This window comes from Actinomycetota bacterium, from assembly GCA_035759705.1.
Classification (GTDB): Bacteria; Actinomycetota; CADDZG01; order JAHWKV01; family JAHWKV01; genus JAJCYE01.
In genome coordinates this window covers 1-16,135 of the sequence record DASTUJ010000140.1, presented here as the reverse complement: position 1 = coordinate 16,135, position 16,135 = coordinate 1, and the positions used below count along the sequence as shown (strand labels likewise).

Here is a 16,135-nt window from a genome sequence, read left to right as displayed (position 1 = left end):
GTTCTTCCGAAAGTTCCCAGGCATCCTTTAGTGGACGGACGGTAGTGCCGATCCGCAACTGTTTTCTTCGGTTAAGGACAATGACTGTCTCAGCGACCTCGGCTTCGAACAAGACGAACGTGTTTGGATTCGATCACTTGTTTCACACATGAATGACGTAATCCAGAGCACCGCTGCCGAAGTCGGGGTAACAGTCATACAACTTTCCGGTCCGACGCCCAACGGGGCGCCAACAGCAGAACCGGGACCATTCGACGGACACGAGATCTGCAGTGGGAGTGGCAACGATTACATCAGCGGCAATACTTTGAACGACGAAATGTATTTCCACCCGAACGAGGCCGGATACCGAGCTATGAGGGACCTTCTGACGCAAACTTGGCAAGCAGGATTGCAATGAAATTCGGCCCTCGTCCCGTTCTTGCCGTCATCTGGGGAGTAGCCATAGTTGCCCTAATCATCCTGCTCTTCTGGCTTAATGTCCCTCCCGATTTTGAAATTAAGTGACCGCCGAGTAAGTGAATCTGAGGAGATTACCTTGTGGAAAGCTAGACATGTTGCCGCCGCCGTTATTGGCTTACTTGTGATAGCAGTCAGTGCGCTTCTCATTTTCTACCTATACAAGATGAGCGAATTGACCTTCTGAACAGCGACAATTCAGTAACCAAAGCCTGCCAGTCCAAGTTCGGAAAACCAGGAAGCTGCGCTGGGCGTGATTATGACCCGGGCCCAAGGATGCAGGATGATGATGAACGGCGGACCGCCCATATGCCGCTCCTCGGAGAATAGGTTGAGGGTTTCCTCGACCCGTCAGCTTCCATCCATTCTTGTGCCACCTTCGAGCCGAATTTCACCCTCGCTTTTCTTATGTGGGGCCTTTTGGGTGGATCGACTGGATTAACATCTGGCCGGCGATTACCCGGGGCGGGGTGGCTCGCTCTTAGCCGCTCATTGCGGGTGACGAACTACTGGTATTCGCTATCGGGGCGGGCTGTTCAGGAGGACCATTAAGGAACTGGTTTGGTGGGTAGGTGGCCGCTGCTGTGCAACGGATCGCTCCCAAAGAGTCCTCGCCAGTCATACCAGAATGGCCATGCCGGTGGACACATCGAGCCGCCACTTCGAGGTCAAAGCAGAGGTCTTCGACCAGGCAACCGAAGATTTTGAAACCTACATTTGCGGTAAGCGTACCGGAGTATCAGAACTAAATCTCACAAACGAAGGTATTTGAGACGCCACGTCTGGTACTTGCGCCCCAGCAATCGAGCCGCCAGCAGATGCTTCGGAACCCTGTGTTGCCAGTTCGCGGGAGAAGGTCCTGGTCAGTCCTGGTTCCAACGCCTTCTGCGCATACCGGACCCGGTCAGCGTCTGAAGGCGACCGCCTGCTACCGGTACCAGAGCCGCGAGCACCCCGACCGGGGCTTAACTGGACCGCCCTTGTAGGCGCAAGTCCCGCGGCTGAGTAAGTCTCGCATCGCGCAATATTAGAAGTTTTCGAAGTATTGGCAAAATCCGCCAACATGCGTGTTACCCTGGACTCGGCAGACCACCAGCACGAAGCAGCAACTCGCGGTTGCCTCTCTTGGATAGAGCCGACGAACCGAAGCCGTAGCCCAACACCTACGCCAAAGGGGCTTCATGTCGTCGAAGTGTCTGTTCCGCTGTGCCCGCCATATCCGCAGGGCGGCACAAACTGTTTTACTGAAGGCCCCTCAAGCTATCGCGACGTTGATTATCGTGGCCTTCGTCCTCCAGGCCTTCCCCGGCCTTCAGTTCACCGCAGATGCCGCCGAGGTCTCTGAGCCGCAGGAGGCTGAGTCAGCGACCGCCGTGCAGGATGCCCCGCAAGCCGGTCCTGTTCCTGCGGATCAAACTTCGGAGGCCGATTCCACCACACCTTTCGCCCAGAAGGGGTCAGTGCCCCAAGTCGGGGGGCCGGTCTCCCTGGCGGACGGGCCGATCGGAGCTTCACAGCCGTTCCCCTTCGTCGACAAGAACAACCCGGAATCCGTCGCGCTGGATCAAGCTCAGCGCACCGGTGAACGGGTCGAACTTGTTTCCAGGCGATCCGAAATGGAGACCACCTACGCCAACCCGCAGGGCACCTTGACCACCGAGATATCCTCAGGGCCGGTGCGGGTCCAAAAGGGTGATGGCTTCGAACCCATCGACACCACCCTTGAGGCGAGTGGGGACACAATCTCCCCCAAGGCGGCCCAGGGCAACGTCAGGTTCTCGAATGGTGGGCCCGCGGGATCCGAGTTCGCGGCGGTCGGACCTGCGGGAGGTCGGGTCTCCTTCAAGTCCGAGGTGGCCCTTCCGGCGCCGACGCTAAAGGGCAACACTGCAACCTACGCCGACATCGCCCCCGGCCAGGATCTGGTGCTGAAGGCGCTGACTACCGGGTTCGAGAGCTTCGTGATCCTAAAGTCCCGTCCCACCCAGGCTCCGGTCATAACCATCCCGGTGGGTCTGGACGGCCTGAATCTGAGCAAGGACCCGGTCACCGGGGAATTGAAGCTGTCGGATGACGAGGGCGAAGCTCAGCTCGTATCGAGTACCGCGATGATGTGGTCCGCCGCCCGTGACCCCAAGGTGAACGAGCCGACCCAGATCCGCCCTGTCGACGTCCAGATCGAGCGGGGGACCGCCGGCACGCAGCTGATACTACGACCCTCGATGGAGTTCCTGTCCGACCCGGCCACGGTCTATCCGATTTCGATCGATCCGGCGGCAACCCTGACGACCATCACCGACACCTACGTAAGCAAGGCGGCTCCGACCTCAACCTTCAGCACAACTGAGGAGTTGAAAGTCGGGCGAGTGGGAGCCGATCCCAACAACGTTTTCCGCTCATTCCTGAAATTCAACACCTCGACGATCGCCAACAAGGTCGTCTACGCAGCAACCCTGTACCTGACCCAGCTCGATGGCTACACCTGTGGATCAAGCTCGATGTGGGTGGACAAGGCGTCGGGGGTCTTCTCTTCGACCACCTGGAACTCCCAGCCGACCGTCGACGGTGCTCACTGGTACAACGAGTCGTGGAGCGGAGGCGCGCTCAGCTGTCCGAACGCCAGCGGCCCGAGGACCCTGGATATCCGTGGTCTGGCCAACGCTTGGTCGGCGGACGGCACCGCTACCAACCAGCTGGCCCTGCTCGCCCCGGATGAAGGCAATCAGGACCATTTCCGCAAATTCGGCTCGTCGGAATCGATCTGGCCTCCCTCGATCGCCGTCGAGTACGATCCTCAGTCGAACTATCCCGCACCGGGATCGGCGACAGCGGTCCCGGGAAACGGCCAGGCGACCGTCACCTGGCCGGAGGCGGTTTTCCCTCCCCAGTTTTACGGTGCCTGGATCTACCGGGGGACGCCGGGAGGTTGGGTGCTGGTCGACTCAGTCTCGGTGGCGACCAATCAAGTTCCGCCACGGACCGCGACCTTCAGCAACCTCATCAATGGCGACCGGTACATCGTCCAAGTCAAGTGCTTCGGGAACGGGGTATGGGGCCTACCGGTCAACAGCAACTGGTTCACTCCTGCGCCACCTCCATCTGCACCGACAGTCGTGAAGGCGACCCCGCTCGACGCCGGAGGGATGGTCGAATGGACGGGGTCGAGCAACGGGTTCGGTGCCACGATCGGCGCCTATGAAGTCACAGCATTCAATGCGCAGAACCAGGCGGTTAACCATGCGGTGGTCAACCACCCGGCGACCAGCGTCACGTTTTCCTCCCAGAGCACCAACAACGGCCAGGGTCTGACCAACTTTTTGCCCTACTACTTCAAGGTCAAGGCCTATAACACCTCAGGTATGGCGTCGGCAGACTCGACTGTTTCCAACACGATCGTTCCCGAGCCTGCGTCGGACGGCATCGGGCTGGAGGACTTCTACCCCTACCAGGACTTCGCCCTCGGTCAAGGAACCGCCTTCGCCAACATGGCGAACGGGAATCTGGTGGTCCAGGATGTCGACTTCGACGTGCCGGGCCAGGGCCTTAACATGCGGCTTACCCGCACCTACAACGCAAACAACGACGCCGCTACCGGCCCGTTCGGGCGTGGTTGGAGCCTCGGGGTCTCCGATGGAGATTCTGCCGGGAGCCTTCTGTCGAACCCGCTCGACCTCAGCCAAACGCTGAAACTGCTGTTCGGAGGCGCAGCCCTGGTCTTCACCGACCAGGACGGCACCCGCCACCGGTTCGTGAACGAAGGGGGAGTCTGGAAGTCCCCGCCCGGGGTCAATCTGACCCTCAGTTATGAACCCATTCTCGGAAACGCCACTCTGACCAGGCCAGACGGCGTCAGCTACAAGATGCAGACGGTCAACAGCAAACTGCGGATGGACCAAATCATCGACCGCAAGGGTAACTTCCTGGACTTCGCCTACACCGGCGACAAGCTTTCAAGCATCACCGACGTCGCTGGGCGAAGCCTTGCCTTCACTCAACCGGCCGATCTGATCACCCAGGTGAACTTCAATTCGGCAGGGCAATCTATGCAGACCAACTTCGGCTACGGCGGAGCGGCCGGCGACCGGCTGGTTTCGGTTGTTCAAGCCGCCGGAACGTCCGATGCGGTCACAACCGAATACACCTACTCTTCCGACGGCCTGCGCACGGTGGAGGATGCCCGCGACAATTCCACAACCTTCTCGATTCCCGGCGGCAAGCTCGACAAGATCACCGACCGTGCCGGCAAGGAATGGACGTTCGGCTACACCTCGCAGCTGTGTCCGGCCGAATCGCCGCAGGTTGCCACTTGCCTGACCGACCCTGAGGTGAAGACCTCGATCTGGAAAACCAATGCCCAGGGCAACCTGATGGCGCGGCGAGACGCTGGCGACAAGGACAGCGCGGGAGTCGACCGGTTCAATACCGAGACCTTCGATTGGGCCGCCAACCGGCTTACCAGCAACACCGACCAGGCGGGCAACACCACCACCTACTCTTACAACCCGCTCGGTCAGATATCAGGTTCGGTCGCCACCGGCGCGGGCGATCCCACCTTCACCTCGATTTTCGACTTCGCCTATCCGGCCCCCGGCGTCGGCCAGATGACCAAAGCGACCACTGCATCGGGCACTGCCGAGCAGCGGGTCTGGGAATTCACCTACGACCAGCCAAACGTGAAAGGAACCCTACTTACCTCCAAGGACCCCTTGGGCAAGGTCACCACTATGACCTACTACGACCGGGGGATGCTGAAAACCGTCGAGGACGCGAACGGAAAGATCACCACCTACGGAGACACCGCCCTGGGCGACGGTGGCTACGACGCATCGGGCCATCCCGGGAAGATCACCGATCCGCTGGGCAAGGTAAGCACGTTCGGCTATCACTTCCTCGGTTTTCAAGAGACCAGGGTCGACCGCAACAACCAGACCTGGACCACCGACCACGATCGCCGAGGCAACCTGGTCTCATCGGTGACCCCTGCGACCACGGCGTTCCCGCTCGGGAAAACCACGACATTTTGTTACGACGCCAACGACAATCAGACCCTGGCCATTCCGCCGAGGGGAACGTCCCGGGCTTGCACCCCGGACGGGACCGACGGCTGGTCGACGAAGACGACCTACGACGCCCGGGACCTGATCTCGTCTACCGTGACCAAGCCCGGCGCCGAGGTCCGCAAGTCGACCTACGCCTACTACAACGACGGGGCGCTCGAGGAGATCGTCGAGCCGCGATCCTTCGATGCGGTAGGAGGGCCCGACCCGGATCCGGACGAACTGCAAAAGGTTCGCTACCTGCGCTACCCCAACAACCGGGTCTCCGGCTTCATCGACGAGGAGGGCGACCAGACCGACGTCCTCTATACCCCCCACGGCCTGGTTTCAAAGGTGACCGACCCGGCGGGCGACGCCGGCCGCCACACCATGGAGTACACCTACAACCGCCTGGGACAGGTCAAAAGTGCTCAAGAGTCCGGTCACGCCAAGGCGATGCGCTACGACTACAACCTGCACGGCGACACCACCAAGGTGACCACCCCGCGCGAGACCTTCACGCTGTTCAACCCGGACAAGATGGGCCGCCCGCTCACGATCACAGACCCCAAGGATAAGGTCACCACCCGTGAGTATGACAATGTCGGCAATCTGAAGCTGCTTCGCCAACCCACCGGCAATAACGCCTTCACCACCACCAACTACTTCTACACCGATCGCAACGAGATCGATTACGAAACCGATCCCGCCGATGCCGCCCACGTCGTCGACTACGTTTACGACTACGAGGGGCGGCAGAGCTTCCGCCACGACCGCCGTGGCACGGTTTCTCCTTCAACCCCGCTGGACAGCTTGCCGATCGAGCGCACCACCCAGCAGACGTTCAACGCTGACGGGACCCTGGCCGAGCGCAAGGCGACCGGCACCGGTCTTAGCGAGCACCGCTCTGTCTTCGGCTACGACGCCGACGGCAACACGACCTCCCTCAACACCCACAAGGACGGATCAGCGAACGCCAACGTCTCAGGGATCATCGCTAACTACACGAGCGCCGGCGAGCTAGACGAATGGTGGGAGACGCTTTACCCTCCGACCGGCGGCGCCGCGGTGACCAAGACCGGCTCCAACTTATTCGCTCAAGACGGGCTGCTGAAGTCCAACACCACTGACGGCCAGACCTCGGGCTCGACCTGGTTCCTGGACGGTAACGAGGAGACCTTCACTCCATACGGAGGGTTCGGATCTTTCACCTCGACTTATGAAGACAACGGGGCGCTTGAGCAGATGACCTTCCCCAACTCGGCCCAGCTCGCCCAGAACTACAACCTGGCCGACCTGGCAACCTCCAGGATCTTCACCAACTCGACCGGTGCCAAGCTGAGCGCCTGGGAGTCGATCGGCTACGACGAGAACAACAACCGTGAGACCGAGGCCGTCACCCAGGCCCAGCCGGCCGGCTCGCCTGCGGTGACCCCGGGGACCGGCACCTACGGCTATGACGACCTGGACCGGCTGGACAGTTTCAAGCACCCGTTCGAGACCACAACCGCCGCCTATGGCCTAGATGACGCCGGCAACGTGAAGACCGAGCCGGGGACCACCTTCACCTTCACCGACAACCGGCTGATCACCCGCACCCCGGCCCTGCCGGCACTGCCCTCCACCTATGGTTACGACCACTTCGGCAACCAGGTATCCGACACCGAGATCCCGCTGGTTGCGACCACCACCACCAGCTACAACGCCGCCTCGCAAACTCGCCGGGTAACCGCTGGCGACGGCAGCTGGGTCGAATACAACTACGACGGATTGGACCGGATGATCTCCCGTCACGACTCGGCCGGCTCAACCATGATGTTCTTCCACGACGGGCTGAGCCAGCAGATCGCAGTCGAAACCGACCCGGCCGGGACGGTGAAGACCCGCTACTTGGTCGACGCCTTCGGGGTCCCCCGGGGCAAACTCGACATCGACAACGCTACCGGTCGCAGCTACTACGTCACCGACCCCCGGGGCAACATCACCCAGATGATCGGCGCCTCCGACCAGGCGGTGAAGGCGGTATTCGCCTACGACCCCTACGGCAAGGACAAGGCGGCGCTGTCCAAGAAGCTCACCGCCAACTGGGACTCTCGGCTCAAGTTCCAGATGGCGCCCAAGGATCCCAAGACCGGCTCCTACAGCCTCGGCTCACGGCTGATGGACCCGACTATCAACCGGTTTATCGGCGCTGATAACTACGTGGCCGCCGGTGCAAACCTCGGCTTGCAGGTCGACCCTTTGACGGGGAATAGGTATCTCTACGCCGGAGCGAACCCGGCAGGGATGATTGATGACGGTCACGGGTGGTGCGTCTTCGGTCACGTCAAGGACAAAGACGCAGACAGCCGTTGCCGCAAGACTCCGACGGCCCGCCGAGCCTTGGAACTAGTTAATAAAGGAGCTTCTGTCGTTCAGACGGGGGCAACCTTTGCAACCCTCGTCTGTCCCGTGTGTCTCCCCGTTACTGGCATGATCGCAGGAGGAGCAACGGTGATCGGGCTAGCCAGCGGGACAGGTCTCATGTACGTCGATTGTTACTCCAAGAAGAAAAACGATAAGTGCACCAAGACCAAGGTTGAGTTAGCAGCTAGCGCGGTACTCGCCCCTATCGCGAGGATACCGGGAATCTCCAAAACGGCCGCGGAGCTTGCAACCAAAAGCTCATCTAGAATCGTATCTAAATCTGCCGCTAAGGTGGCGACAAAGACGGCTGGATTGGACGTTGTTGGGTCAACGGGGAACTTCGGTGCGGGTCAGCGCTTTTTGGACGAAACTGCCTTCGGTACGGCGCTGACAGACTTATCGTTCAACTCGGTCATGACAGATGGTCTTGGGCCTGACCGTTGAATGCCTTTGGCGTAGATGCTCCCGGAGCGGCTGCACTCCTATCACTTTTCCTTGCTCTTTATGGTGCTCTGTTTTGGTTCCTGCGGCCGCCAAGGGAAGATGAAGAAAACAGGGAACGCCCAGTACCAATTGATTACGCGGCGCCCTGGCTTTGTGTTCTCGGAGCGGCGGGCACGGTCTTCTTTGGGGGAATATGGCTCTTCGAGTTGCTAAGGAATATCTAGAGCTTTGACTGAGCCCTTGGTTTTGACTAAGAAATAGCGACTGTTGACCGAAACCATATTATGCCCGCAAGTGGAGGTAACGGAGAGACCGTCGTATCGAACTTCGACTGGGCCCAGGACGGGCTACTCAACCAGCGCGAGACCGACGGCTGCTTTACTGAGGACGAGTTTATGGAATTTGAAATTGCCAGCGGGGTCTTACTTCCCTGGCGCACGAATGTGGTCCGGATTGCAATCGCGAGGGTGGCGTGCGAGTCATGCGGGTAGCTCATAAACGAAGGTTTTTGAGACGGTACTTCGACCGTCTCAATGGCCCGTCTCAAAACCTCTCAAAAGACGTGTCGGAAATGAACGTCTAAATACCGGGTGGGAGAACGGGTTCTGAGACGACCCTGCAAGTAGCCCAAAGGGCACTGACTGAGTGCAATTTCGAGGATGCGTTATACATCTTGAGTGATCCTGTTCCTGGTTCGGCATGCGCTCACCCCCGTCACCGGCTCCGTGCTGATCGGCCGGGTGCCCGGCTACCCGCTTTCGGAGAAGGGCAGGGAGCAGGCGGCCGCGACCGGGCAGCGCCTGGCCGGCGCACCTCTCAAAGCCGTCTACTCCAGCCCGATGGAGCGTTGCGTCGAGACTGCAACCGCCGTCGCAGCCCACCACAAGCTCAAGGTCCAGACGGTCGAGGACCTGGCCGAGATCGACTACGGCACCTGGCAGGGGAGGACCCTGAAGAGCCTCTACGGAGTGAAGGGGTGGAAAGAGCTGCGGGCCCGGCCCGCCGACTTCCGCTTCCCCGGCGGAGAGACCATCCGGGAGGCGCACACCCGGGGCATGGTGGCGATAGAAGCCCTGCGGCTGAAGCACAAGGACAAGGCGATTGTCGTCTGCTCCCACTGCGACATGATCAAGCTGATCGTCGCCGGGTGCCTCGGACTGGGCATCGACCTTTATGATCGGATCAACATCGCTCCGGCGTCGATCACCACGCTCCATCTCAGCTCAGGTACTCCCCGGCTGATCAACGTCGGCGACACCGGCGGCTACGACGAACTTTTCGAAAGCCTGAAGCGCAAGCCCGCGGAGCCCGCCAAGAAGCCGGCTTCCCAACGAGGGAAAACTAAGTGAGCCAGGACGTCGACATAGACCCAGCGGACAGCCTCACAGCCGGAGCGGTCGGCCAGCCCGGGCGCCGGGTTTTTATGCTCCAGGCCACCCAGGGGACGGAGACCTACAGCTGGGTGCTGGAGAAGGAGCAGGTCACGGCTCTTGCCCGGGCCAGCTACGAGCTGCTCTCCCAGATCGGCCAGCACGAGATGACCAAGGAGCTGCTCGGCAAGGGCCCTCTTGGCGCGTCGACCCCGGAGTTCGACCAGGCCATGGCCCTCCGACCGGACCAGCCGGCGTTCCGGATCGACGCCGGCACGATCACCATGCGGTACGACGACTCCCGCAACGTCATCGAGCTGTCGTTCTCCGAGCTGACCGAGTCGGAGATGGACCTCGGCGCCACGGTCAGGGTTGTGGTCACCCCCCGCCAGCTGGCCGCTTTCGGGATCCAGGGCATGAAGGTGGTGGCCCAGGGACGGCCGACCTGTCCGCTGTGCGGGCACCCGATGGAGCCGGACGGCCACATTTGCCCGGCCACCAATGGACACAACCCCCGAGCCCGCTAGCCGCACATCGGTACTCACCCCGGAGGACCTGGCCGAGGGGGAGCTGGACCTGCTCGGGCTGCTGCCCGGCTCGTCCAATTACACTTTCCTGGCCCGCCTGGGCGACGAGGGACCCCTGGTGGTCTACAAACCCCGCCGCGGCGAGTCGCCCCTATGGGACTTTCCCTCCGGGACACTCTGTACCCGGGAGGCCGCCGCCTACGTGGTGTGCGACGCTCTCGGCTGGTCGTATGTCCCGCCGACGATCCTGCGGGACGGGCCCCACGGGATAGGGATGGTCCAGCAGTACATCGAGCACGACCCCCAGTTCCACGCCTTCAACCTGACGCCGGAGTACGACGCCGAGCTGAAAGAGATCGCCCTGTTCGACCTCATCGTCAATAACGCCGACCGCAAGGGCGGGCACGTCCTGCGCGACGCCAACGGGCAGCTTTGGGCGATCGACCATGGCGTCTGCTTCCACGTCCAGCCCAAGCTGCGAACCGTGCTGTGGGATTACATCGGGGAGCCGATTCCGGCGGATGCGCTGCAAGCCATCGAGACTCTGCGTGATCGCGTGCGGGGGAGCGCCGGCGAGCGGCTCGAGGAGCTGCTTTTCCCCGAGGAGATTGAAACCCTGCTGGGGCGGGCAGAGTCCCTTTTGGCGAACAAGGTGTTCCCCGAGCCCGGCCCGGGCAGGCCCTATCCCTGGCCCCCCATATAGCCCCGTCTTCCCCCGCAAATTTTTCGCACCTATCATGGCGGGCAGCACCAACAGGATTTGAAAGTCAGGAGCGTCATGTCCCAGTCAACTCGCAACCGCACAGTCGGCGACATCATGAGCACTCCGGTTGTGACCGCCGTCCCGACGCAGACCGTCCAGCAGGCGGCCCGCATGATGAACAACGCGGGAGTCGGCTCGGTGGTGGTCGTGGAGGGCGACAAACCGATCGGCATGCTCACCGAACGGGACATGGTGCGCTACGCGTCGTCCGGTTCCGGGGCCACCTTCGGCCGGGTCAGCGACTGGATGGCCCCCGATCCCCTGACCGTCGGCAGGGACGTGGACATCGACACCGCCCTGAACATGCTCACCGAGCGGGGCTTTCGCCACCTGCCGGTGGTCGAGGACGGCAAGCTGGTCGGCGTCCTGTCGATCCGGGACCTCCTCCGGGCGGCGGAGGTGCGGGCCTTCGGCACCCCGGCCATCGAGGTCCCCAAAGGGCTGAAGGGCGTTGTGGTTGCGGAGACCCAGGTCGGCGACGTCCGCGGCAGCGAAGGTTTCTACCACTACCGGGAGTACAGCGCGATCGATCTGGCGCAGCAGTGCACCCTGGAGGAGGTCTGGCACCTGCTCTACGAGGGCCATCTGCCGAACATCGCCGAGCTGGAGGACTTTACCGCCAGGATCCGGCAGCTCCGGGTGCTGCCGGACGACCTGAAGGACATCCTGCCGGCGGTCGCCGGGATGGGAACCGATTTCGTGCCGCTGGAGGCACTTCGCTCCGCCCTGTCGCTTCTGTGCTCCAGCTGGGGCTTCAGGCCCTGGATCGACTCCGGCCACGAGGTGCTGAAAGAGCAGGCGATGAAGGTGTGCGCGGTGGTCCCCACGCTGATCATGGCGCTGCACCGCCTGAACCAGGGCGAAGAGCCCGTCGATCCCAGGCCCGACCTCGGCTACGCCGCGAACTACCTGTACATGTGGTCGGGCACCGAGGCTCCCGAGGCCCACGTGAGGGCAATCGAGCAGTACATGACCAGTACCATCGAGCACGGCTTCAACGCGTCGACATTCACCGCCCGGGTGGTTACCTCCACCGGCGCCGACCTGGGCGCAGCGGTGGTTGCCGCCCTCGGCTCCCTCTCCGGGCCGCTTCACGGCGGCGCGCCGAGCCGGGCACTGGAGATGCTGGACGCCATCAAGAAGCCGGAAGATGCCGACCCCTGGATCCGCTCCGCGGTCGAGGAGGGCCGCCGCATCATGGGCTTCGGTCACCCGGTCTACCAGACCGACGACCCGCGCTCGCTGATGCTGCGGGGGATAGCCGAGCACCTCGGCGGCCCCCGGGTGGCGTTTGCCAAGTACATCGAATCCCGGGTGGTGGAGATCCTGAAGGAGCTGAAGCCGGGCCGGCAGCTGTACGCCAACGTGGAGTACTACGCCTCGATAGTAATGGAGTCCATCGGCCTCCCCTCCAACCTGTTCACCCCGACCTTCGCCTGCAGCCGGGCCATCGGCTGGACGACCCACATCCTCGAGCAGGCGGCCGACAACCGGATCATCCGGCCGAGCGGTCGCTACATCGGAACGGCGCCGCCCACCCCGGTGCCGCCGCTGGACCAGAGGTAGGCCCCGGGCCGGAGCCCGGAAACGAATGTCTCCAGACCTGCCGCAGCTGTTCGGCAACCGCTACCGGATCGACGGGCTGATCGCCGAGGGCGGCATGGCCCGGGTGTACCAGGGGACCGACACGGTCCTTGGCCGCACGGTCGCTATCAAGGTGCTTTCGGCAAGCCTGGCTGGGGACCCGTCCTTCGTCGCCCGCTTCCAGAGGGAGGCGCAGTCGGTGGCGTCGCTCAACCACCCGAACCTGGTGGGCGTCTACGACATCGGGGCCGAGGGCGACTACCACTACATCGTCATGGAGTACGTCCAGGGTTCGACGCTGGACGCGGTGATCCGCCAGCATGCCCCCCTCGACGCCGGCCGGGTGGTAACTATCGCGTCGAGTGTGTGCGAGGGACTGGGAGCCGCCCACATGAAGGGCATCATCCACCGGGACGTGAAGCCCGCCAATATCATGGTCGAGCCGGGCGGCAAGGTGAAGGTCATGGACTTCGGGATCGCCAAGAGCGGCACCGACGGCCACACCCAGGTGGGCGCAGTCCTCGGAACCGTGAAGTACCTGGCCCCCGAGCAGGCCTACGGCCGCCCCCTCGACGAGCGGGCCGACATCTACGCGCTCGGCTGTGTGATGTACGAGATGTTGACCGGGCAGCCGCCCATCTCCGGCGACAGCCTGATGGAAATTGCCCACAAGCTGGCCTCCGAGCAGCCTCCGCCGCCCTCGGCCCTCAATCCGGAAGTGCCGGCGCACCTGGACCGGATCGTGATGCGGGCGCTGGCCAAGGACCCGGACGACCGGTACTCCAGCACCGCCAGCATGGCTTTGGACCTTCGAGACGAGTATCCGGTAGCGGCGGGTGGGGTGCCGGTCGCGACCGCTGTCGCAACCTCGTCCCCGACCGTCGTCCAGAGCGCCGGCGACCGGACGCGGGTCATGCAGCAGCGCCCGGTCGAGCCACCCCCTCCCCGCCGCTGGGGACTGCTGGCAGCGGCTTTGCTTCTCCTTGCCGGCGGCGCCTACTTTTTGTTGACCAACCTTCTCGGGGGCACCGACCCTCCCGCCCCGGCCCCCACTCCGTCGCTCGAGCTGTCGGTGGCGCCCGCGTCGCCCACCCCATCGCCCACGCCCAGCACGTCCCCGACGCCCAGCCCTTCGCCGACGCCTTCCCCCACCCCTACTCCGTCGGAGACCCCCGACGAAGAGGAGGAAGAGGAGCCTGTGCCTACTTTCGACCGGGCCACCTTGCAGAGCGCCGCCGGGAACATCCAGGGAGTGCTGAACGCCGGGCTGGCCTCCGGTTCGGTCTCCGAGCGAGCCAGCGACAACATCCTGGACGAGGTCGGCAAGGTCATCTCCGAGGCGGACAAGGGCGATCTCGACGACGCCGCAGCCAACGTGGACGACGCCCGGCAGGAGGTCGCCAAGTACGTGGAGAGGGAGGAGCTTTCCGCGCCGGAAGCCGCAGCGATCAACGCCCAGCTGAACCGGATGGCCTCCGCCTTTGGCTAACCTTCCCAGCATCGGGCGGTCCCGGCTGCTGATTGTCCTGGTGCTTCTGGGGCTGGCCGCCGTGGGTTTCGCCGTCTACTCCCAGACCGCGGGAAAGCCGGACGCGGCCGGGGACGGTGTACAGACCTCCGACGAGGTCCTGGAAACCGCGTACACCGACCTCTGCGAAACCCGATCCCTGGCCGGGGCCGACGTAGAGGAGGCCCGAGGGCAGTTCTACGGCAAGGTGCACTCGCCCCTGCACGACATCGCACGCAAGGCCGAGGAGGCCGATCGTGCCGTGGCCGCCCGGATGCTGGAGGCGAAAAACGACGTGGAGCAGTCCTTCAACACCTCGGCGCCGGCGGAGGAGACGACGGCGGCCCTGGACCTGCTACTTACTCGCACGGCGGAGGCCTTAAACTCGATTGAAGTGACCACTTCCGTCTGCACTCCCTCCTGAACAAGTGACCCGAACCGCAAAACCACTTGCGATCTTGTTCGCGCTCGCCCTGCTGGCGGCGTGCGGCGGATCGGGATCGGGGTCCGGCTCAACCGATGCCGAGAAGGCGACCCCAGAGGGCGACCAGATCGCCCCCCAGCTGGCGAGCTACGACCTGGCGGTCGGCACCCAGCGGTTCATGGTCGGGCTGGTGACCCAGGAGAACGAGCTGATCGGCGGCGGCAAGGTCGACCTGAAGTTCGCCTACCTCGGGACCCGTGAGGCCGAGACCAAAGGCGAGGTCGTTGCCGAGTCCGAAGCCGAGTTCCTTCCGATCCCGGCGGACGCCAACGGTCCCGATCCGGAAGTTCCGGACGAGCCGTCTCTCCTGCCGTCAGCCGAAGGAAGCGGCGTCTACGCCACCCAGGCCTCGTTCGACAAGCCCGGCTTCTGGGGTGTCGTGATCGAGGCCGACGTCGAGGACGAGGGCAAGTGGACCGGTCGGACCACCTTTGAGGTTTTCGACAAGCACCGCTTCCCGTGGATAGGGGAGGACGCCCCCCGAAGTGAGAACCTGACCGCCGGAGCCGCCGACGCACCGGCCGCAGCGGTCGACTCACGCGCTCGTGAGGGCAAAGACCTCCCCGACCCCGAGCTGCACAGGATGACCGTAGCTGCGAGCATCGCATCGGGCAAACCCACACTGCTGGTGGTTTCGACCCCCACCTACTGCGTCAGCCGGTTCTGCGGGCCGATCACCGACATGGTGCAGGGCCTCTCCAAGGAGTACGCCGGCACGGCCAACTTCATCCACATCGAGGTGTGGCGGGACTTCGAGGCCAAGGAGATCAACCGGGCGGCCGCCGAGTGGATGCTCCGGGGGGAGACCGCGTTGGAGCCCTGGGTCTTCCTGATCGGCGCCGACGGCAAGATAGCCGGGCGATGGGACAACGTTGCTACCAAGGGAGAGATAGAGCCGGCTCTAAAGGCTCTGGGAACCTCGTGACCCGGCGGGCCCGGCTTTGAGCTCCACGCCCGACCAGCGCGCCCCCCAGACCGGATCCCCCAAGCCCGCCAGGCGGGGGATGCTCGCCCCGAGCTTCACCCTGCTCCGGGTCCGGGGCATCCGGATCGGAGCCCACTGGTCCTGGCTGGTGGTGTTCGCGCTGGTCTCGTGGTCGCTCGGCCGGGACGTGTTCCCGTTCACCTACCCGGGATTAAGCCCCGACACCTACATGATCATGGCGGTCCTGTCCGCGCTGATCTTCTTTATCTGCATCCTTCTCCACGAGCTCGGGCACGCCTTCCGGGCCCTGAAGGAGGGCATGAAGATCTCCGACATCACGCTGTGGCTGTTCGGCGGGGTCGCCCGCTTCGAGGGCCGGTTTCCCTCAGCGGGGGCCGAGTTTCGGATCGCAGCCGCCGGGCCGCTGGTATCGGTAGTGCTGGCGGCCGGGTTCGCCCTGGCCACCTGGGTCGGAGCCCGCTCGGGGCTGCCGCTGGAGATAGGCGGGGTTCTGGACTACCTGGCCCGGATCAACATTGCGGTCGTGATCTTCAACCTCGTGCCGGCCCTCCCGCTCGACGGCGGCCGGATCCTGCGGGCCTGGCTGTGGGGCCGCAAGAAGAACTTTGC

9 protein-coding genes and 1 pseudogene are annotated in these 16,135 nt (G+C 63.4%); all 10 read left to right on the top strand.

Going from position 1 to position 16,135, the window contains the following annotated elements:
* Nucleotides 1-1,919 precede the first annotated feature (1,919 nt).
* Nucleotides 1,920-8,345: a DNRLRE domain-containing protein gene (locus VFV09_09930; GenBank protein ID HEU4868035.1), complete on the top strand. Its 6,426-nt coding sequence runs from the start codon at nt 1,920-1,922 to the stop codon at nt 8,343-8,345.
* Nucleotides 8,346-9,022: 677 nt separating this feature from the next.
* Nucleotides 9,023-9,694, top strand: a complete 672-nt coding sequence (locus VFV09_09925) for a histidine phosphatase family protein (protein HEU4868034.1) — start codon at nt 9,023-9,025, stop codon at nt 9,692-9,694.
* Nucleotides 9,691-10,242, top strand: a complete 552-nt coding sequence (locus VFV09_09920; GenBank protein HEU4868033.1) for a DUF3090 family protein — start codon at nt 9,691-9,693, stop codon at nt 10,240-10,242. Before VFV09_09925 ends, VFV09_09920 begins: the two co-directional genes overlap by 4 nt.
* A complete protein-coding gene (locus VFV09_09915; GenBank protein HEU4868032.1) occupies nt 10,217-10,945 on the top strand; it encodes an SCO1664 family protein in 729 nt (242 codons plus the stop codon). Before VFV09_09920 ends, VFV09_09915 begins: the two co-directional genes overlap by 26 nt.
* Before the next feature lie 75 nt (nt 10,946-11,020).
* Nucleotides 11,021-11,389: pseudogene (locus VFV09_09910) on the top strand (CBS domain-containing protein).
* Between the two features lie 15 nt (nt 11,390-11,404).
* Nucleotides 11,405-12,571 carry a citrate synthase/methylcitrate synthase gene (locus VFV09_09905; protein HEU4868031.1) on the top strand — a complete coding sequence of 389 codons (1,167 nt, stop codon included), beginning with the start codon at nt 11,405-11,407 and terminating at the stop codon, nt 12,569-12,571.
* Between the two features lie 25 nt (nt 12,572-12,596).
* Nucleotides 12,597-14,078 (top strand): protein kinase, encoded by a 1,482-nt coding sequence (locus VFV09_09900; GenBank protein ID HEU4868030.1) that lies wholly within the window; start codon nt 12,597-12,599, stop codon nt 14,076-14,078.
* Nucleotides 14,071-14,520, top strand: a complete 450-nt coding sequence (locus VFV09_09895; GenBank protein ID HEU4868029.1) for a hypothetical protein — start codon at nt 14,071-14,073, stop codon at nt 14,518-14,520. The genes VFV09_09900 and VFV09_09895 overlap by 8 nt, the downstream gene beginning before the upstream one ends.
* A 4-nt stretch (nt 14,521-14,524) precedes the next feature.
* Entirely contained in the window at nt 14,525-15,505 is a 981-nt protein-coding gene (locus VFV09_09890) for a hypothetical protein (protein HEU4868028.1), read from the top strand.
* A 16-nt stretch (nt 15,506-15,521) separates the two neighbouring features.
* A partial coding sequence (locus VFV09_09885; protein HEU4868027.1) for a site-2 protease family protein occupies nt 15,522-16,135 on the top strand: 614 nt, incomplete at its 3' end.

Bases quoted from the DNA above. Each gene is read 5' to 3' on its own strand.
- VFV09_09900 (HEU4868030.1), top strand. From the start codon at position 12,597: ATGTCTCCAGACCTGCCGCAGCTGTTCGGCAACCGCTACCGGATCGAC.
- VFV09_09915 (HEU4868032.1), top strand. From the start codon at position 10,217: ATGGACACAACCCCCGAGCCCGCTAGCCGCACATCGGTACTCACCCCG.